Origin of the sequence: Arthrobacter sp. LAR12-1-1.1 (assembly GCF_040676555.1) — a bacterium.
In the GTDB taxonomy this organism is placed as follows: domain Bacteria; phylum Actinomycetota; class Actinomycetes; order Actinomycetales; family Micrococcaceae; genus Arthrobacter.
The window spans coordinates 571,793-589,097 of sequence record NZ_JBEGIG010000001.1 but is presented as its reverse complement, the minus strand read 5'-3'; the positions used below and the strand labels follow the sequence as shown (position 1 = coordinate 589,097).

General features: G+C 66.8%; 15 protein-coding genes. 12 read left to right on the top strand and 3 right to left on the bottom strand.

Annotation, left to right across the window (positions count from 1 at the left end):
* The first annotated feature begins 109 nt into the window (after positions 1 to 109).
* Genes MRBLAR12_RS02715 through MRBLAR12_RS02705 form a run of 3 tightly spaced genes read left to right on the top strand, consistent with a single transcriptional unit; the run spans position 110 to position 2,680 of the window.
* Positions 110 to 1,072: a multicopper oxidase family protein gene (locus MRBLAR12_RS02715; protein ID WP_364743355.1), complete on the top strand. Its 963-nt coding sequence runs from the start codon at positions 110 to 112 to the stop codon at positions 1,070 to 1,072.
* Positions 1,066 to 1,809 (top strand): multicopper oxidase domain-containing protein, encoded by a 744-nt coding sequence (locus tag MRBLAR12_RS02710; protein WP_364743352.1) that lies wholly within the window; start codon positions 1,066 to 1,068, stop codon positions 1,807 to 1,809. The genes MRBLAR12_RS02715 and MRBLAR12_RS02710 overlap by 7 nt, the downstream gene beginning before the upstream one ends.
* Before the next feature lies 1 nt (position 1,810).
* On the top strand, positions 1,811 to 2,680 hold the full coding sequence (locus tag MRBLAR12_RS02705; RefSeq protein WP_364743349.1) for a hypothetical protein: 870 nt from the start codon (positions 1,811 to 1,813) through the stop codon (positions 2,678 to 2,680).
* A gap of 33 nt (positions 2,681 to 2,713) precedes the next feature.
* Here MRBLAR12_RS02705 and MRBLAR12_RS02700 read toward each other — a convergent pair whose 3' ends face one another.
* Positions 2,714 to 4,453 (bottom strand): long-chain-fatty-acid--CoA ligase, encoded by a 1,740-nt coding sequence (locus MRBLAR12_RS02700; protein WP_364743346.1) that lies wholly within the window; start codon positions 4,451 to 4,453, stop codon positions 2,714 to 2,716.
* A gap of 269 nt (positions 4,454 to 4,722) precedes the next feature.
* On the opposite strand from MRBLAR12_RS02700, the gene MRBLAR12_RS02695 reads away from it, so the two are divergent.
* Both MRBLAR12_RS02695 and MRBLAR12_RS02690 read left to right on the top strand, forming a co-directional pair.
* The gene (locus MRBLAR12_RS02695) at positions 4,723 to 6,105 is read left to right on the top strand and encodes an MBL fold metallo-hydrolase (protein ID WP_364743343.1); all 1,383 of its coding nucleotides are present in this window, start codon (positions 4,723 to 4,725) and stop codon (positions 6,103 to 6,105) included.
* Positions 6,102 to 7,418 carry an erythromycin esterase family protein gene (locus MRBLAR12_RS02690; RefSeq protein WP_229992119.1) on the top strand — a complete coding sequence of 439 codons (1,317 nt, stop codon included), beginning with the start codon at positions 6,102 to 6,104 and terminating at the stop codon, positions 7,416 to 7,418. Before MRBLAR12_RS02695 ends, MRBLAR12_RS02690 begins: the two co-directional genes overlap by 4 nt.
* On the opposite strand, the gene MRBLAR12_RS02685 is transcribed toward MRBLAR12_RS02690, so the two are convergent.
* Positions 7,415 to 8,215, bottom strand: a complete 801-nt coding sequence (locus MRBLAR12_RS02685) for a hypothetical protein (protein ID WP_364743340.1) — start codon at positions 8,213 to 8,215, stop codon at positions 7,415 to 7,417. The genes MRBLAR12_RS02690 and MRBLAR12_RS02685 overlap by 4 nt on opposite strands.
* Positions 8,216 to 8,394: 179 nt before the next feature.
* Between MRBLAR12_RS02685 and MRBLAR12_RS02680 the strand changes: the two genes are divergently transcribed.
* The 5 genes from MRBLAR12_RS02680 (at position 8,395) to MRBLAR12_RS02660 (ending at position 12,415) form a co-directional block, all read left to right on the top strand.
* Positions 8,395 to 9,264, top strand: a complete 870-nt coding sequence (locus MRBLAR12_RS02680; protein WP_364743337.1) for a universal stress protein — start codon at positions 8,395 to 8,397, stop codon at positions 9,262 to 9,264.
* Between the two features lie 105 nt (positions 9,265 to 9,369).
* Positions 9,370 to 10,056 carry a hypothetical protein gene (locus tag MRBLAR12_RS02675; RefSeq protein WP_364743334.1) on the top strand — a complete coding sequence of 229 codons (687 nt, stop codon included), beginning with the start codon at positions 9,370 to 9,372 and terminating at the stop codon, positions 10,054 to 10,056.
* A gap of 271 nt (positions 10,057 to 10,327) precedes the next feature.
* Positions 10,328 to 11,554: an inorganic phosphate transporter gene (locus tag MRBLAR12_RS02670; protein ID WP_290369305.1), complete on the top strand. Its 1,227-nt coding sequence runs from the start codon at positions 10,328 to 10,330 to the stop codon at positions 11,552 to 11,554.
* Positions 11,551 to 11,772 carry a hypothetical protein gene (locus tag MRBLAR12_RS02665; protein WP_229992115.1) on the top strand — a complete coding sequence of 74 codons (222 nt, stop codon included), beginning with the start codon at positions 11,551 to 11,553 and terminating at the stop codon, positions 11,770 to 11,772. Before MRBLAR12_RS02670 ends, MRBLAR12_RS02665 begins: the two co-directional genes overlap by 4 nt.
* 94 nt (positions 11,773 to 11,866) lie before the next feature.
* Positions 11,867 to 12,415 (top strand): dihydrofolate reductase family protein, encoded by a 549-nt coding sequence (locus tag MRBLAR12_RS02660; protein ID WP_229992114.1) that lies wholly within the window; start codon positions 11,867 to 11,869, stop codon positions 12,413 to 12,415.
* Positions 12,416 to 12,445: 30 nt separating this feature from the next.
* Here the strand turns inward: MRBLAR12_RS02660 and MRBLAR12_RS02655 are convergent, their stop codons facing one another.
* Positions 12,446 to 12,910, bottom strand: coding sequence for a hotdog fold thioesterase (locus tag MRBLAR12_RS02655; RefSeq protein WP_229992202.1), 465 nt, complete (start codon positions 12,908 to 12,910; stop codon positions 12,446 to 12,448).
* Here MRBLAR12_RS02655 and polA point away from each other — a divergent pair.
* Positions 12,909 to 15,803, top strand: coding sequence for a DNA polymerase I (gene polA, locus MRBLAR12_RS02650; RefSeq protein WP_364743329.1), 2,895 nt, complete (start codon positions 12,909 to 12,911; stop codon positions 15,801 to 15,803). The genes MRBLAR12_RS02655 and polA overlap by 2 nt on opposite strands.
* A gap of 69 nt (positions 15,804 to 15,872) precedes the next feature.
* Positions 15,873 to 17,159 (top strand): GNAT family N-acetyltransferase, encoded by a 1,287-nt coding sequence (locus MRBLAR12_RS02645; RefSeq protein ID WP_229996036.1) that lies wholly within the window; start codon positions 15,873 to 15,875, stop codon positions 17,157 to 17,159.
* The last annotated feature ends 146 nt before the right edge of the window (positions 17,160 to 17,305 follow it).

Sequence of the window (17,305 nt, the reverse complement as noted above, 5' to 3'; positions counted from 1 at the left end):
CGAGATCGCCGGCTGGCGGACCCACAGCGGCCCGCCAGCCGGCTTCCTCAATTCTTCGAAATTCACTTTTCGACACTGTATTCAGCTCTATTGCCCACTTGGAGGGGCCATGACTACACGACGAGAGATCTTCAAACTGGGCGCTGTCGGCGCCCTCGGCCTTGCCGGGTTCAAAGGCGGCGACGACGACATTCCCACTACTGGTCCGAGCACACCGCTCCTCACCGCCAGCCAACTTGCGCCTCAGAACAAGCCTGTTCCCTACGCGGGCGTCTTTCGCCGCCCGCCCGAGCTCGTCCCCTTCGCGACGGGCTTCGACGGCGGCGACCCGGCCCGGCCGTTCGCCCGGTACGCCCTCACCCAGAAGCTCGGCCAGGCCCAGCTCGTGCCCGGGCTGAACACCACCGTGGCCGGCTACAACGGCATCTTTCCAGGCCCCACCATCCGGGCCATCCAGGGCACCCGGATCGAGGTGCGGATCCGCAACGCCCTGCCGGCCGCCGGGCTCGTGCAGCCCGCCCGCTTTGATACAGTCACCCACCTGCACGGCTCGGCGTCGCTGCCCCAATATGACGGGTACGCCAACGACATCACCATCCCCGGGAACGTGAAGAACTACCGTTACCCCAACTTTCAGCCGGCCCGGACGCTCTGGTACCACGACCACAAGCACCACATCACGGCCCAGAACGTGTACTCAGGACTCGCCGGCTTCTATCCGCTCTCTGACAAGTTCGAGCGTGCCCAGCTGCCGCAGGGCGAGTTCGACGTGCCCCTGATGATCTCGGACGCCATGTTCAATGCCGACGGTTCCCTCGCCTACAACGACAACGACCAGAAGGGCCTGTGGGGGGACATCATCCTGGTCAACGGCGTGCCCTGGCCCACCATGAAGGTCAAGCCGCGGATCTACCGCTTCCGGGTGCTCGATGCGTCCATCTCGCGCTCCTACCGGCCCACGCTCTCCACCGGTGACCCCGTCTACGTGGTTGGCACCGACGGCGGCATGACGCCGAAAGTGCAGGCCGTCAAATCCTGGCGGCAGGGCACGGCGGAACGCTACGGGTGCTGATCGACTTCCGTAAATACCGGACCGGGCAGCTGATCGAACTGCGCAACCTCAGCAACAAAAACAACATCGACTTCGCCAACACGAACAAAATCATGCGATTCCAGGTGGTGGCGGACTCCGGGTCGGGGGCCGGCTCCATTTCCAGCATCCCGGCCACCCTGGACGACGGCGGGGCCGTCAACGCGTCTCTGGGCGCCATTCCCACCATGAGCCTGACGCCGGCGATGGTCAAAGCCAAACGCGAGCTGAAATTTTTCCGGGATCACGGACAATGGACCGTCAACGGCGTCACCTGGGCCGACGTGGAGAAGTCCGGGTTCACCAAGCTGTTCGGCAATCCCCAGCCGTTCGACGTCGAGCAATGGACCATCATCAATGCGTCCGGCGGCTGGTTCCATCCGGTGCACATCCACCTCATTGACGCCAAAATCATCGGGAGGAACACCAACGGCGGCCAGCCGTTCGCCTGGGAAAAGGGCCCCAAGGACGTCTTCTACGCCGGCGAGAACGAGTCCATCACAGCGCTCATGCAATTCGACCCAGGCGCGAACGGAGGTGGCCGTTACATGATCCACTGCCACAACCTGGTCCACGAGGACCACGACATGATGGTGCAGTTCTCCGTGGGCGATCTGAGGACCAACGACCCCGTCACCACGGATCCGCCAGTCCTGGACACTACTCCTCTGGACGCGTTCCAGCCGGTGTACCGGCCCGGATTCCCGGCGGGGACCTGACGTGCGGCGCCTGGGCCAACTGGGGGCCGCGACCCTGCTCGTGCTGGCGCTGAGCGCCTGTACCGGCGGAACGCCGTCACCGGCACCTTCCTCTCCGACCGCCTTGGCCGTGCAGAGCGCCGCGCCTGTCTCGCTGGAGACCGGGACAGACGTAGGCAACGGCCGCCCGGCCGTGAGCCACGACGGGCTGATGGTGCGGCGGCGCGCCGTCATTGCCGTCCACCCCGCCGCAGGCGCCGAGCCGGGCCCGCCACGCGTACGGCTCGAGCAGACAGCGGCTGCGAGCGGCATCGTCCTATCCGACATCCCCCCGAACGTGCTCGAACCAGCGATCCTGGAGCACCTCGCGCCGGAACTGATCCTGGTGCTTCCGGCCGGAAGCACGGGCGAGGACGCGGAGAAGCTGGCCGAACTCGCCTTCGGCCCGGAGGGCACTTACCCGGGAGTGGAGCATGTCCACGTCACCTCAGTCCTGGTCCACGACCTCCAGTTCAGCGTCGCTGCCACCGATCCGGCAGCCCTGGCGGCTTCCATCGCCGAGGAAGGCATTCTCACGGACGCGCTCGGGAACTACGGCACCACCTTGGACAGCGGAGCCCTGAAGGTCACCTATACGGGACCTCTGCTCAGCGACTTGCTGGTGGAATCCGTGCGGATCGGCATGGCCCGCGGCGCCGGCGTCGAGCCCGCGGACGTGGCGCTGGCTCCCCGTTCGGCCACGGGCGAGGGAGTGGACATGTCCCTCGAGCCGGAACCGGCACCCGAGCCTGAGCCGTCTCCGGGGACGCACTCGCACGACGCCGCCCACGAGGACGCCGGCAGCCACGACACAACAACAACGACGCCGGGCACTGAGGAGACCGGGCACTGACCGCACCAGTGGCCGGCCGGAGCAAGGGGAACGCTACCGGCCGGCCACAAGTGTGTCCCGGATCTCGCGGCGCAGGACCTTACCGATCAGCGAACGCGGCAACTCGTCCACCACTGCAACGCGGCGCGGGACCTTGTACGCGGCAAGGGTCTCCCGCGCGAACGCCAGCAGCGCCTCCGGGTCGATGCCGGCCCCCGCGGATGCCACGACGGCGGCCACCACGTCTTCGCCGCCGCCCGGGCGGGGAAGTCCCACCACGCACACGTCCCTGACACCAGGGTATTCGGACAGGACGTCTTCGACCTCCGTGGGGGAGACGTTGAAGCCGCCCGTGATGATGAGTTCCTTGATCCGGTCCCGAACGGTCACGAAATCATCCTTGTCCACCGAGACAATGTCACCCGTGCGGAACCAGCCGCCTTCCAGCAGTGCTTCCTCTGTCTCCTTTGGCCGGTTCCAGTAGCCGGCAAAAACCTGCGGACCCCGGATCAGGAGCTCGCCCTCCGCGCCTGGGGGACGGTCCAGGAGAACGTTCCGCGGGTCCACTACGCGAATGTCGGTCAGCGGAAACGGTACCCCCACAGTTCCCGGTTTCCGGCTGGGCCCGAACGGGTTGCCCAGGGCGATTGGCGAGGTTTCCGTCAGCCCGTAGCCCTCGATCAGGTAGCCCCCGGTCGCCTTTTCCCACGTCTCCACGGTCGCCGTCGGCAGGTTCATCGCCCCCGAGATTGAAAACCGGATGCTGTCCAGCGCGATACCGCGCTCGGCGGCTGCTGCGGCGATCCGGTCGTAGATCGGCGGCACCGCGGGCAGGAACGTGGCGGGCGATTTCTTGTGCGCCTTCAGCACAAGGTCGACGTCGAACTTGGGGAACAGCACCAGCCTCGCACCGATGCTCAGGGCAAACGTCATGCACAGCGTCAGCCCGTAGGCGTGGAACATGGGCAGCACCGCGTACACGGTTTCCCGGCCGTCCTTGAGCCCGGGCACCCAGGCGCGGCCCTGCGCGGCATTGGCCTGCAGATTGGCATGGGTCAGCATGGCGCCTTTGGGCCGGCCCGTAGTGCCGCTGGTGTATTGGATGACAGCCAGGTCACCGGCGGCCGGGCGCGGATACCTCTTCTTCAGCCCGCCGGCGGCAAGGAGCTCTTTCCACGCCAGCACGGTCCGCGGTGCCGGCTGCGCCTTTGGCCGGGGCGGGTGCTTGCCGGCTGCCAAGGCGGCCCGGGCAGCGCGGGCTGCCGGCACGGGGAGCCGCAGCGCCATCCGCTGCAGCAACGGCATCGCCGGAATCAGTTCAACGGAGACGATGCTTTGCAGCCCGACGTCGGCCGGCAGCTGACGGACCTTGTCAACGGCCTTGTCCCAGACGATGGCGACGGTGGCGCCGTGGTCCTCGAACTGATGGCGAAGCTCGCGGTCTGTATATAAGGGATTGTGTTCGACGACGACGGCGCCCAGGCGCAGCGCCGCGTGGAACGCGATGATGTGCTGCGGGCAGTTCGGCAGGACGAGCGCCACCCGGTCACCGGCCCGGACGCCTAGCGCCTTCAGGCCCGAGGCCGCCCTGCTGATGGAAGCGCCAAGTTCGCGGTAACTGGTGCGCGCGCCGAAGAATTCCAGCGCGGTCTTGTTGCCGTAGCGCCGGACGGACGAGTCCATGAGGTCGACAAGGGACCCTTCGGGGAGCTTGAGATCGGCGGGAACTCCGGGGCTGTAGTGGCGGGTCCACGGGCGTTCGGGACGCAGGGGCCCCGCGGATCTGGTGCTCATGGTTTGTCCTTGCCACTGGGCTGCGCCGGGTTGCCGGCTCCAGGCCCGGCAGGGCCCGTCAAGAAATCCTACCGGGGCGGCCCGCACGGATCCGCCTCACGGGAGCACCGCAGTGGCGGTAGGCGGTGCGTGCCCGGAGGTGACTTTTGGCCCTTGGCACCCGGCAGGCCCGGGCGGAGGCTGGGGCGTACACCGCGAGCCGCAGGTCCGCGCATTTCACTGGGCCGGGCAATGCAAAGATCTACGGGGTAGAGGTCCACGGGAGCGCCATGAAACACCAGCAGCCGAGCCTGAAGTTCCTGGGTGCCACCGACACAGTCACCGGTTCCCGCTACCTGATCGACGCCGGCGGCAGGCGCGTGCTGGTGGACTGCGGGCTCTTCCAGGGCTACAAGCGCAGCCGCGAGCGCAACCGGGCGCCGTTCCCGGTGCCGCCCCGGTCCATTGATGCAGTGGTGCTGACACATGCGCACCTGGACCACACGGGCTACGTCCCGGCCCTGGTCAGGGACGGGTTCGGCGGCCCCGTCTACGCCACCGACGGCACCACAGATCTCTGCAAACTCCTCCTGCCCGACAGCGGCCACCTGCAGGAGGAGGAAGCCCGCTATGCCTCACAGCGGGGATCGTCCGCGCATGAACCTGCGCTGCCGCTCTACACGGCCGCCGACGCCGTCAGGTCCCTCAACAGTTTCAAGGTGTGCGGGTTTGACGATCCCCTTGACCTCGGCGGGGGCGTGGAAGTGACGCTCGTACCTGCCGGGCATATCCTCGGGGCGGCCCAGGTCCACGTCCGGCTCGGCTCGCATTCCGCGCACTTCACCGGGGACCTGGGCCGCGCCGATGACCCGTTCATGTACCCGCCCCGGCCGCTCGGCGAAACGGGCGTCCTGGTGACCGAGTCCACGTACGGCAACCGGAAACACTCCACCGAGGATCCGGAGAAGCAACTGGGGGAGATCATCAACCGTGTCGCGAAACGCGGCGGGGTCATCATGTTCGCCGCGTTCGCCGTCGGCCGGGCGGAAACGCTCATGCTGTACCTGTCCCGGCTCCTCCGAAATGACGCGATTCCGCCCATCCCGGTATACCTGAACAGCCCCATGGCGATCGATGCCTCGGAAATGTACCAGCGTCATCCCGAAGAACACCGGCTCAAGCCGGAGGAATACAGGCAAATGTACAAGCTGGCCAAGCTCACCCGCACGGTGGACGAGTCCAAGCTGCTGAACCTGCGCGGGGGACCCATGATCATCATTTCGGCCAGCGGCATGCTGACCGGCGGACGGATCCTGCACCACGTCGCGGCCTACGGCCCCGATCCGAAAAACGCCATCATCCTCAGCGGCTACCAGGCCGGCGGGACCCGGGGGGCCACCTTGTCCGCCGGCGAACGCGAGCTGCGCATCTACGGGGAAGACATCAAGGTGCGGGCGGAAGTCATCCAGATGGAAAGCCTGTCCGCGCATGCCGACGCCGACGGCATCATCGCGTGGATGAAAGCGGCAGCAAAGGAGCCCCGCATGACCTACATCACGCACGGTGACCCTGACGCGTCCGATGCCCTGCGCAGCCGGATCAAACGCGAACTCGGCTGGCGGGCCCGGGTGCCCGAGCACTTGGAGACGATCGACATCGAGGAACCGCGATGAACTCCAACGGTGTCACCCGGACCACCGTGCTGAAGGAGATCCACGATCTCGCCCGGCCGCTGAAAACCGATCGCGATCTCAACGGCCTCGTACGGCGCGCAGCCGGCTGCCGCTTCGTGGCCATCGGCGAAGCGTCGCACGGCACGCACGAGTTCTATACCTGGCGCGACACCCTCAGCAGGCGGCTCATCACGGAGGAAGGCTACAACTGGATAGGGGTGGAAGGAGACTGGCCCGACTGCTGGCGCATCAACCGCTGGGTCCGCGGCCAGGAGGGGAAGGACCAGGGCGTCCACGCACTGCTGGCCGGCTTCGAACGCTGGCCGACCTGGATGTGGGCCAACGAGGAAGTCGCGGCGTTCCTGGACTGGCTGCGCGGCTGGAACGCAGGCCGGCCCCTGGATAAGCGGGTCGGCTTCTACGGCCTGGATGTCTACTCGCTCTGGGATTCGCTGCGCGAAATCATCGGCTGGCTGCAGGAGAACGTTCCCGACGCCGTGCCCGCGGCCGAGCGCGCCTGGCAGTGCTTCCTGCCCCACCACGAGGACCCGCACCAGTACGCCTGGAGCACGCGGCTGGTGCCGCAGTCCTGCGAGCCCGACGTCGTGGCCCTCCTGACCGAGGTCAGGAACCGGGTCTTCAGCCCTGGCCCCCATGAGGAGGACGCCTTCGACGCCGTCCAGAACGCCGAAGTCGCGGCAAACGCGGAGCACTACTACCGCATCATGGTCCGCGGCGACCGGCAGTCCTGGAACGTCCGCGACCACCACATGGCGGACACCATCGACCGGGTCAGCAGGCACCTCGGGCCGGCGTCGAAGGGCCTGATCTGGGAACACAACACACACATCGGGGATGCCCGCGCCACCGACATGGCGCAGGACGGCCTGGTCAACGTCGGGCAGCTGCTGCGCGAACGCCACGCGGGCGAAGGGGTGCTGCTGGTCGGCTTCGCAGCCCACCGCGGCTCCGTGATCGCCTCCGACGGGTGGGGCCGCCCCGAGCGCATCCTTACAGTGCCGGAAGCCCGTCCGGGCAGCCACGAAGACTTCCTGCATCAGGCCCTCGGGGTGCCGTCAGTGCTGGAGTTCGGCGACGACCGGAGCGGGCCGTGGCTTTCGACACGGCTCGGGCACCGGGCTATCGGCGTCGTCTACCACCCGGAAAGGGAAGCCGGAAACTATGTCCCGACCAGGATGGGGGAGCGCTACGATGCCCTCATCTGGCTTGAACACACCGCCGCACTGCGTCCGGTGCACCATGAGGGACCGCCCCGGGAACCGGAGTTCGAGACCGAGCCCACCGGATTCTAGGCAGGTGTGGATTCCGGCGGCAGTCCGTCGGGCCCAATAGCGTCTGGACGGACGCTGCCCAGGCTGTCCCTTTCAGGAGGCATGCGGTGACGGCGCCGGCCCGTCTCGTACCGGATCATCACGACGGCGGCGGGGATGTACCAGAGCAGCGGCACGAGACGCAGCGCCGTCGTCGCGGGCCCCAGCGGGGACAACGGCCCCTCCACCGGGATCAGGGACAGCGTCGAGACGAACGATGACAGGCCCGCCACGGCCGCTATCCAGCCAAGCCAGCGCGGGAAGGCCTGCAGCCGCAGGGACAACACTGCGATCGCCAGGAACATGACACCCGCCGGCAGGTTAGCGAGGTTCAGGGTGACGAGGCAGAGGTCGGCCACCGCCGAGGCCACTTCGGGAGGAATCCGGGACTGCGAGGGCAGCGTCAGAGTCAGCTGGGCGGCCTGTCCGAGGATGTTCATTCCCGCGGCCAGGACTCCGGCGGCGAAGGCGAGCCCGGACAGCGTGCCCGGCGCCTTCTCGGTGCGCAACAGATGCGCCCGGACATACGCCAGAAACCAGAGCAGCACGGCTGAACTGAAGACGAAAAGCATGCTTTGCGCGAGGATCAGGGTCCGGTTCTCAAGGAGGAAATCAGGGTAGCCCGGGTCCGCGGCATCCGGCCATGGGCCCGAAAGCGCGCCTTCGAGCAAACCTCCGGCCACGCCCAGGGCGGCGGACAGAAGGCCGCTGAGAGCCCCTGCCAGCCGGAGCCCTCCGGCGTCGGCGGCCGTATTCCCGGGCTGTGACGGGCTGTCCATGGCGGTTCCTCAGGATGTTCGGGGCTCCGGTGCGACGCTACGCGCGCCCAAGGATGGCAAGTGAGGGGCTTAAGGCCCTAAGTCGGCTTTTGGCAGGCGGAGCACACTGAAGTGTCAGGGGACTTGTCGGCTTATGCGGTGCCTAACCATCACTTCACTTCAGAAGAGCAGGATTCAGGATGAGCAATGCAATCGTCGTCGGCTTCAACGGCTCTGCGGGCAGCGAAGCCGCACTGACCTGGGCTCTTGAACGGGCCGCCCGGAACAAGCTGCCCGTCATCGTCGTCCACGCGGTGGACGACCGCTGGATGTCGCCGGATTTCCAATACCACGAGATCATCCGGGATGCGGGGATGGACCTGCTTCAACAAGCCCGGGCAAGCGCCAGCGTGCAGGCCCCGGACGTCGAGGTGGACATCCAGCTTCGTCATGGCAGCGGAGGCTCGGTGCTGCGGGAGGTGTCCAAGGAGGCAGCCATCGTGGTGGTCGGAGGACACGACAAGCGTTGGCTGGACGGCGGTCCCATAACTGACCGTGCCCTGCAGGTTGTCTCCGCCTCGGAATGCCCGGTAGCGGTCATACCCGCCAAGCCGGCAGCCGGGGCCAAGGGCGTGGTGGTCGGTGTGGACGGTTCGGAGGAGTCGCTGCAGGCCGTCGCCTTCGCGGCCAAGGAAGCGGACCTGGGCGGAGACGAGCTCACCGTGGTCCTCGCCTTCAAGAAGCCGGCCCGGTGGGTCGAGAAACAGCTACCCTCCAGCGGCCTCGCCGAGAGCATGGTCGAAGAGGACCGGATAGTGCTCGCCGAATCGGTCGCGGGCCTCGGCGACAAGTATCCGGACATGACGGTTCGGCAGCGCCTGGAAACGAACACCGAACCGGCAAAGGCCCTTGTGGATATCGCCGCCGCAGCCAGGCTGCTGGTGATCGGGAGCCGCGGACGCGGCGGGTTCTCCCGGACGGTGCTCGGCTCCACGGCGCATGCCGTCCTGCTGCAGTTGCCGTGCCCCACCATCGTCACGCGGGTGCACCGGGTCAAGCACGGGGAGTGACGCCCCGCAGGGCATCCGCTGTTCAGGACCGGCCCGGGACTGGCAGGAAGCCCGGGTCCGAGGAGGGGGCTTTTCGCCGCCGCCAACGGATGGGAGGATGATCCAGTGGACCCCTTCTTCAATTTTGTCACCCACTTTTGGTGGCTCGTCTTTCCCCTGAGCGGGCTGGCCGGCGGGTGGGCGCGGTCCTGGTCTAAAGCCGCTGAACGCCGGCACCGCCGCCGGGTGGAGCTCTACACGCTCAAGAACCAGGCGGCGCAGGCAGAGCAGGCCAGCCAGGCCGATGTGCTGGGCCTCATGAAGGCGCACGACGCCGTCAACAGGCGCTGGCTGGACTACGAACTCGACGTGGGGAAGCTGATCGATTTTCCGGTCATGACGGATGTCCGCGAGCCCCTCACCGTGGCGTTCCTGCGGGCCAAGCGTGAGGCCGACGGGCTGCGGCCCGCCGCCCCCGGCGACGTCAGAACCGCCGCACGGCTTTCGGAGTACCGGGCGGCCGTGACCAGTTTTGAGCTCGCATTCGACGTGGCCGAACGGGAAGCCAAGCGGATCAGGGACAGCAAGTTCACCGGGCCGGAACGCCAGCGGCTGGAGACTGCCCGGAAGCTCCTGCGGATCGCCTCAGACGCGGCCGCGACTCCCGCCGAGCGCCAGACGGCGTACAGGCGCGCCCGCCACGAACTCGACGGGCTCATCGTGCTGCCGGAGGCCACGCTCGCCGCGCTTGAGGACAGGATAGCTTCGATGCTCGACGCCGGCCCGGCGCCGGACGTCCGCCGGACCGTCTAGCGGGCCGCCGCGGGCCGGGCGTATTCCGCCAAGCCCGCTGTGAGGCGCATCGCACCGCCACCATGAATGCCGCCTATCGGACCGGCGGCCGGAATTTAGGGTCTTCTGGCACGTTTTGCCCGGCCGTATTTCCCACGTACCATCGATAAGGTTTCAAGCTGCTTAAGTGACCACTGCGAGTCCATCGGGATAGACACCGTATGTGAGTGGTGGGCACGCGGCACCGGGGATGTGGAACTGCTGACCATGGACACTGCAGATTGGGCAACAGGTGGAAATCACCGTAATGGTGGCGCTAGTGATATCGCTGGCGCTGTTCTTCGACTTCACCAACGGATTTCATGACACCGCAAACGCCATGGCTACCCCCATCGCGACCGGTGCCATCAAACCGAAAACAGCAGTCGCCCTCGCGGCGGTGCTGAACCTTGTGGGAGCGTTCCTCTCCACGGAAGTCGCCAAGACAGTCTCGGGCGGCATCATCAAGGAAGGCGCGGACGGTGTCCAGATCACCCCGGACATTATCTTCGCCGGGCTGATGGGCGCCATCCTCTGGAACATGATCACCTGGCTCAAAGGCCTGCCGTCCAGTTCCTCGCACGCGCTCTTCGGTGGCCTGATCGGGGCTGCGATCGCGGGCATCGGCATCCATTCGATCAACTTCGAGTCGCTCCTGCAGAAGGTCATTCTTCCCGCGATTTTTGCGCCTATCATCGCAGGCGCTGTGGCGTACCTGTGCACGAGGCTGGCCTACGCGCTCACCTCCCGGCATGACCCGGAAACCGGGGACAAACTGACGCAGAAGCGCGGCGGATTCCGGACCGGTCAAATCTTCACGTCCAGCCTCGTGGCGCTGGCCCACGGTACCAACGATGCCCAGAAGACGATGGGCATCATCACGCTGGTCCTGATCTCGGCCGGGACCCAGCCCGCCGGCTCCGGGCCACAGCTCTGGGTCATCGCCTGCTGTGCCTTCGCCATCGCGATCGGCACCTACTCCGGCGGCTGGCGGATCATCCGCACCATGGGTTCCGGCCTCACCGAGGTGAAGCCTGCCCAGGGCTTCGCCGCGGAGTCCAGCACGGCCAGTGCCATCCTGGCCTCGTCGCACTTGGGCTTCGCCCTGTCCACCACGCAGGTGGCCTCCGGCTCAGTCATCGGCTCCGGGATGGGACGCCGTGGCACCACCGTGCGGTGGGGAACTGCAGGCCGGATTGCGATCGGCTGGCTATTTACGCTCCCCGCAGCCGGAATCGTGGGCGCACTGACTGCCATGCTGGTGCAGACCGGGGTCATTGGAGTGATCATGGCGGCAGTCGCCGGCACCGCCGCCGTGGCTTATATGTTCGTGCATTCGCGGAAATCCCATGTTGGGCACCACAATGCAGTCCAGATCGAGGAAGTCGGCCAGGCCGTGCAATTCCGTAAGAAGAAGTCCGCCGCCAGGGCGATCAAGGACTCCGCCGCCGCGATCAAGAACGGGGGCGCCAAGCGATGAAATGGTTGGAACTGCTCAGCGTGGCCGGTGCCACACTTATAGCTGCCATGACAGTCGTCGTCCTCTACGCCCTGGGTGTCCGGCTCACGGCCATCGCGGGCGACATCCGGAACTCGCCGGCGTCGTGGACCCGACCGCTCGCGTACGCCTGCTTCGCCGTGTGCGGCGCTGCCGTCCTCTTCGGGCTCTACCTGATCGTCCCTTACTTCCACAAGTAAGCCGCCGCCGCACTCGGTACGGCTGCCGCGTGCAGTTCGGTTGGACGTGCGTCAGGGGATGGGAACCGGGCACCGCATTGGCTAGGCTGGGGCCATGGTGAGCTTCCAGTACTTCGTGGCCTCCTCACTCGACGGGTATATCGCCACTGACAAGGACAATCTGGCCTGGCTGCTTCAGTTCGACGGATTTGAAGGCGGACAGGACAGCTATGACGCGTTCATGGCCGACGTCGGCTGCATCGTCATGGGCGGCGAGACCTACGCCTGGCTTCGGGAACACGAACCGGACACCTGGCCCTATCCGGGCACGCCCTGCTGGGTCTTCACCCACCACGAACACACCGCCCCGAAGGGCGCCAATGTGACGTTCGTGCGCGGGGCCGTTGGCGAGTTCGTGGACGACCTGAAGGACGAGGCCGGCGGCCGGAACATCTGGGTTGTGGGCGGAGGCGTCCTGGCAGCGCAGTTCGCGGACGCCGGGCTGCTGGACGAACTGATTCTCTCGGTCATTCCCGTGGTTCTGGGCAGCGGCAAGCCGTTGCTGCCCATGGCAGGTCCGACGCCGCCGCTGGAGTTGACATCTTCCCGCACCTTGGGCCGGGGCATCGTGGAGCTGCGGTACCGCTTCCAGGCCCGGGCGTAGCCGGATCCGGCACCCCAGCGGTGCGGTCTCCTAGCGCGCGATATCGCGGATAAGGTTTGTGATCCGGGCGGTGGAGAGCCGCCGGCCGTGCTCGTCGGTCATCACGATCTCGTGGGTGGCGAGGGTCCTTCCGAGGTGGATGGCCGTGCAGGTGCCGGTGACGGTGCCCTCGGCGATCGCCCGGTGGTGCGTCGCCCCGACCTCGATTCCCAGCGCCTGCCGGTTGGGACCGGCGTGCATGCCCGCGGCGAACGAACCGAGGGTTTCGGCCAGGACCACGTGGGCCCCACCGTGCAGGATGCCGGCCACCTGCGTGTTTCCCTCCACCGGCATGGTGGCCACGGTGCGCTCCGGACTCATTTCAAGGAAGCGGATCCCCATCTTCACCACGAGGGCTCCGACGCCGTACTGGCCCAGCCAATCGTGCATCTCTTCGGGAACCCCGGCCGCCGCGAGCTCGGCCGCGTAGGGGCCGGGCGTGAAATTGTCCATCATGGGAACTAGGCTGGCACCTGTGAGCGAAACTACCAAACCGGCCCTTGCCCCCCATTCGGCAGCCCCCCATTCGGCAGCCCCCCTTTCTGCAGACACCGCAGCAGACCTCCTCCCGGCACCTGAGCCAGAATCAGCGCTTGCGGGCAAGCCCGCCGGAAAATCCACCCGGGCCGCGGGGTCGGTTTCCGCCACCGAGGCCCCCGTGATTCCCATCACGGACCAGCCGCGACTACTTGTGCTCGATGGTCACTCCATGGCGTTCCGGGCGTTCTTCGCCCTGCCCGCGGACAAGTTCTCCACCGCCACGGGCCAGCACACGAACGCCGTCCACGGCTTCACATCCATGCTGATCAACCTGATCAAGGAGCAAAAGCCCACCCACGTGGCCGTGGCCTTCGACGTCTCCGACGACACGACCCACCGCAAGGCCGAGTACAGCGAGTACAAGGGCGGCCGCAATGAGACCCCGCGGGAAATGAGCGGCCAGATCGACCTCATCGACAAGGTCATGGGTGCGTGGGGCATCAAGACCATCAAGATGCCCGGCTGGGAAGCTGACGACATCCTGGCCACTCTCGCCGCCATGGGGGAAAAGGCGGGTTACGAGGTGCTGCTGGTCTCAGGCGACCGCGATGCCTTTCAGCTCATCACAGACAACGTGTTCGTGCTGTACCCCAGGAAAGGCGTCAGCGACATTCCCCGGATGGACGCGGACGCGATCCACGAGAAGTATTTCGTCAGCCCCGCCCAGTATTCGGACCTCGCCGCCCTGGTGGGGGAGACCGCGGACAACCTCCCGGGCGTTCCTGGCGTCGGCCCCAAAACGGCAGCCAAATGGATCAACCTCTACGGCGGCCTTGAGGGCGTCCTGGAGAACCTCGACGCGATCGGCGGGAAGGTGGGCGATGCCCTCCGCGAATATGTCGAGGACGTCAAGCGCAACCGTCGGCTCAACAGGCTTCACACCGATCTCGACCTGCCCGTCACGCTGGACGAGCTCGCGGACCCGCGGCCGGACCAGGCCGCCCTCGAGGAACTCTTCGACGCCCTCGAATTCAAGACCATCCGCACCCGGCTCTTTGCCCTCTACGGCAGTGAAGTTACCGAAGCCGAGAGGGAAAGCCTCGACATCCCGGACTTCGTGATCCCGTCGGACGCGGCCGAGCTCGGCGCCTTCCTCGCGGCCGGTGCCGGCAAGCGCTCCGCAGTGGCCGTCGATGTTGTGCCCGGCCGGATCGGCGAGGACGCCGCCGCGGTGGCAATCGTCCGCGACGGCGCCGCCGTTTACATCGACCTGGCCAGCCAGGACGCTGCTGCCGAAAACGTCCTGGCCGCGTGGCTGCGTGATGCCGAATCGCCGAAGGTGGTGCATGGGTTCAAGGCTGCCCTGAAGGCACTGACCGCCCGCGGTTTGGAACTGGAGGGAGTGGTGGATGACACCTCCATCTCCGGCTACCTCATCCAGCCCGACCGCCGCAGCTATGAGCTCGCGGAGCTGGCGCAGCATCACCTCAACATTGCGGTTTCCACCGAGGCCGCCAAGGAGGGCCAGCTTGAGCTGGCGTTCGACGGCGACGACGCAGCCGCCGCCGGTGCACTGGTCCACGTGGCCGCCGTCGTCCAGGCCCTGAGCCGCTTCTTCGAATCCGAACTGAAAGAACGCAAAGCCCAGGACCTGCTGACCACCCTTGAACTGCCCGTCAGCCGCGTGCTCGCCGACATGGAACTCGCGGGAATCGCCATCGATATGCCGCGCATGGACGAGCAGCTGTCGGACCTGGCCAAGGTGATCGACAACGCCCAGGAGCTGGCCTTCGCCGCGATCGGCCACGAGGTCAACCTTGGGTCGCCGAAGCAGCTCCAGACCGTGCTGTTCGACGAACTCCAGTTGCCGAAAACCAAGAAAATCAAGTCCGGCTACACCACCGACGCCGCGTCGCTCAAGAACCTGCTGGAAAAGACCGGGCACGAATTCCTGGTCCAGCTGATGGCGCACCGCGAGTCCTCGAAGCTGCGCCAGATGCTGGAGTCGCTGAAGAAGTCCGTCACGGAAGACGGCCGGATCCACACCACCTACGCGCAGAACGTCGCAGCCACGGGCCGGATCTCCTCCAATAACCCCAACCTGCAGAACATCCCCATCCGCAGCGAGGAAGGCCGGCGCGTCCGCGGCATCTTTGTGGTCAGCGACGGCTATGAGTGCCTGCTTTCCGCGGATTACTCGCAGATCGAAATGCGCATCATGGCCCACCTCTCGGGGGACGCAGGCCTGATCCAGGCGTACAAGGATGGCGAAGACCTGCACCGGTTCGTGGGCTCCAACATCTTCCATGTGCCCACAGACCAGGTGACCAGTGCCATGCGTTCCAAGGTCAAGGCGATGTCCTATGGCCTCGCGTACGGCCTGACCTCGTTCGGCCTGTCCAAGCAGCTGGAGATCTCCGTTGACGAGGCGCGGACCCTCATGAAGGACTACTTCGACCGGTTCGGTGCCGTCCGCGACTACCTCCGCGGCGTGGTGGACCAGGCCCGGATCGACGGTTACACGGCCACCATCGAGGGGCGCCGGCGTTACCTCCCGGACCTCACCAGCACCGACCGCCAGCTGCGCGAGAACGCGGAGCGCATCGCGCTGAACTCTCCAATTCAGGGATCGGCGGCTGACATCATCAAGCGCGCCATGCTGGGCGTGCATGCCGAACTGGCGGCGCAGGGCCTGAAATCGCGCATGCTGCTGCAGGTCCATGATGAACTGGTCCTCGAAGTCGCCGCGGGCGAGCGCGAAGCCGTCGAGAAGCTCGTGACCGAGCAAATGGGCTCGGCCGCGGACCTCAGCGTTCCGCTGGACGTCCAGATCGGCATCGGTTCCAGCTGGTACGAGGCCGGGCACTAACGGTTTACCGGTTCCGGCAGGTTTTGTTCCGGCGTTGCCGGGGCCCGAGATTCTCAGGGGGAGAAGCACATGGCAGATAAGTACGAGCTCAGGCGGTTCCGCGCGGTCGCGAAAGACTCGGCGGACTACGCGCAGGGCACCGCCTGGCTGCGGGGAGTCGGGATCGGCTTCTATGACGAGCCGCGCAAAGAGGACTTCATGGACAAAATCATGGCCATGTATCTCGTGGACAACCGTGAGATGACCGGCGTCTACCAGGCCGACGGCGTCGCGGCCCACTCGCTGGCGCCCGACGTCCCGGTGGCGACTTTCGCGACCCTGCGCAAGGACCTGAACATCGGCTACGGCCGGCAGCTGGAAGCCCACCTCGTCACGGCCGTCACGGTGCGCGGGACCCACCGCCGGCAGGGACTGCTCCGGCGGATGATGACCGAGGACCTCGCCGCGGCGAAGGCGGACGGCGTCGCACTGGCGGCACTGACTGCCTCGGAGGCCTCGATCTACGGCCGGTTCGGCTACGGTGTGGCCACCTTCGAACGCAGCGTGAAGGTCGACACCGGACCGCGCTTCCGCCTGCACCATGTGCCTGTCGGCTCCGTGGAGATCGCCGACCGCAAGGTCCTGCTGGAACTGGCCCCCGAAGTTTTCGGCCGGGTCCACGGTGCCATGCCCGGATCGATCTCGCGGCAGGAGGCGTACCGGCTGCGGTCCGCGGGCATGCTCGGCCGCGACGGCAGCGAGGACGAGGCCATCCGGTGCGCCCTGCACTACGACGCCGCGGGTACCGTGGACGGGTACGTCGCCTACAAATTCGCCGGGTGGGACACCAAGCCGTACACCATGGAGATCGTGGACCTCGTCGCGGCGACTGACGCCGCGTACCTGGAACTGTGGCAGTTCCTGGGCAGCATCGACCTCGTGGACCGGATCAGCTGGCAGGATGCGCCGGTGGACGACCCCCTGACCTGGGCGCTGGAGGACCCGCGCTGCGTCGAGTCCTCTGACCACCGGGACATGCTGTGGCTGCGTATCCTGGACCCGGCCCGGGTGCTGGGGGCCCGGCGCTACTCGGCCGATGGGACCCTGGTCCTCGCCGTCCGCGACAGTCTCGGCTTCGCGGCCGGCACGTTCGCCCTCACAGTCAGCGGGGGAGAGGCCACAGTGACGTCGGCCCCGGAGGCTGAGCCGGACCTGACGCTGGATGTCGCGGATCTCGGCTCCATTTATCTGGGCGCCGTCTGTCCCGTGACCCTGAAAGCCGCCGGCCGGATCGCCGAGCACGCGGCCGGGGCGGCGCTGACAGCGCGGCTCATGTTCGCCGTCGAACGCTCACCGCACTGCCTCACGCACTTCTAGGCCGCCGGCCCGGTTCCGGCTGCGCCGGCGGCGGCACTGCAGGTGGGACTGACCGCGGCCTGAGAACTGCACTGAGGACTGCACGGACGGCTGCGGCGGTCGGGGCGCGAGCGGTCCCGCGCGCTTTGACCCGCGTTCGCGTAAAC

Excerpts from the sequence above, each read along its gene's own strand:
- MRBLAR12_RS02715 (WP_364743355.1), top strand. The coding sequence starts at position 110 with ATGACTACACGACGAGAGATCTTCAAACTGGGCGCTGTCGGCGCCCTC.
- MRBLAR12_RS02700 (WP_364743346.1), bottom strand. The coding sequence starts at position 4,453 with ATGAGCACCAGATCCGCGGGGCCCCTGCGTCCCGAACGCCCGTGGACC.
- MRBLAR12_RS02695 (WP_364743343.1), top strand. The coding sequence starts at position 4,723 with ATGAAACACCAGCAGCCGAGCCTGAAGTTCCTGGGTGCCACCGACACA.
- MRBLAR12_RS02690 (WP_229992119.1), top strand. The coding sequence starts at position 6,102 with ATGAACTCCAACGGTGTCACCCGGACCACCGTGCTGAAGGAGATCCAC.
- MRBLAR12_RS02685 (WP_364743340.1), bottom strand. The coding sequence starts at position 8,215 with ATGGACAGCCCGTCACAGCCCGGGAATACGGCCGCCGACGCCGGAGGG.
- MRBLAR12_RS02680 (WP_364743337.1), top strand. The coding sequence starts at position 8,395 with ATGAGCAATGCAATCGTCGTCGGCTTCAACGGCTCTGCGGGCAGCGAA.
- MRBLAR12_RS02665 (WP_229992115.1), top strand. The coding sequence starts at position 11,551 with ATGAAATGGTTGGAACTGCTCAGCGTGGCCGGTGCCACACTTATAGCT.
- MRBLAR12_RS02660 (WP_229992114.1), top strand. The coding sequence starts at position 11,867 with ATGGTGAGCTTCCAGTACTTCGTGGCCTCCTCACTCGACGGGTATATC.
- polA (WP_364743329.1), top strand. The coding sequence starts at position 12,909 with ATGGGAACTAGGCTGGCACCTGTGAGCGAAACTACCAAACCGGCCCTT.
- MRBLAR12_RS02655 (WP_229992202.1), bottom strand. The coding sequence starts at position 12,910 with ATGATGGACAATTTCACGCCCGGCCCCTACGCGGCCGAGCTCGCGGCG.
- MRBLAR12_RS02645 (WP_229996036.1), top strand. The coding sequence starts at position 15,873 with ATGGCAGATAAGTACGAGCTCAGGCGGTTCCGCGCGGTCGCGAAAGAC.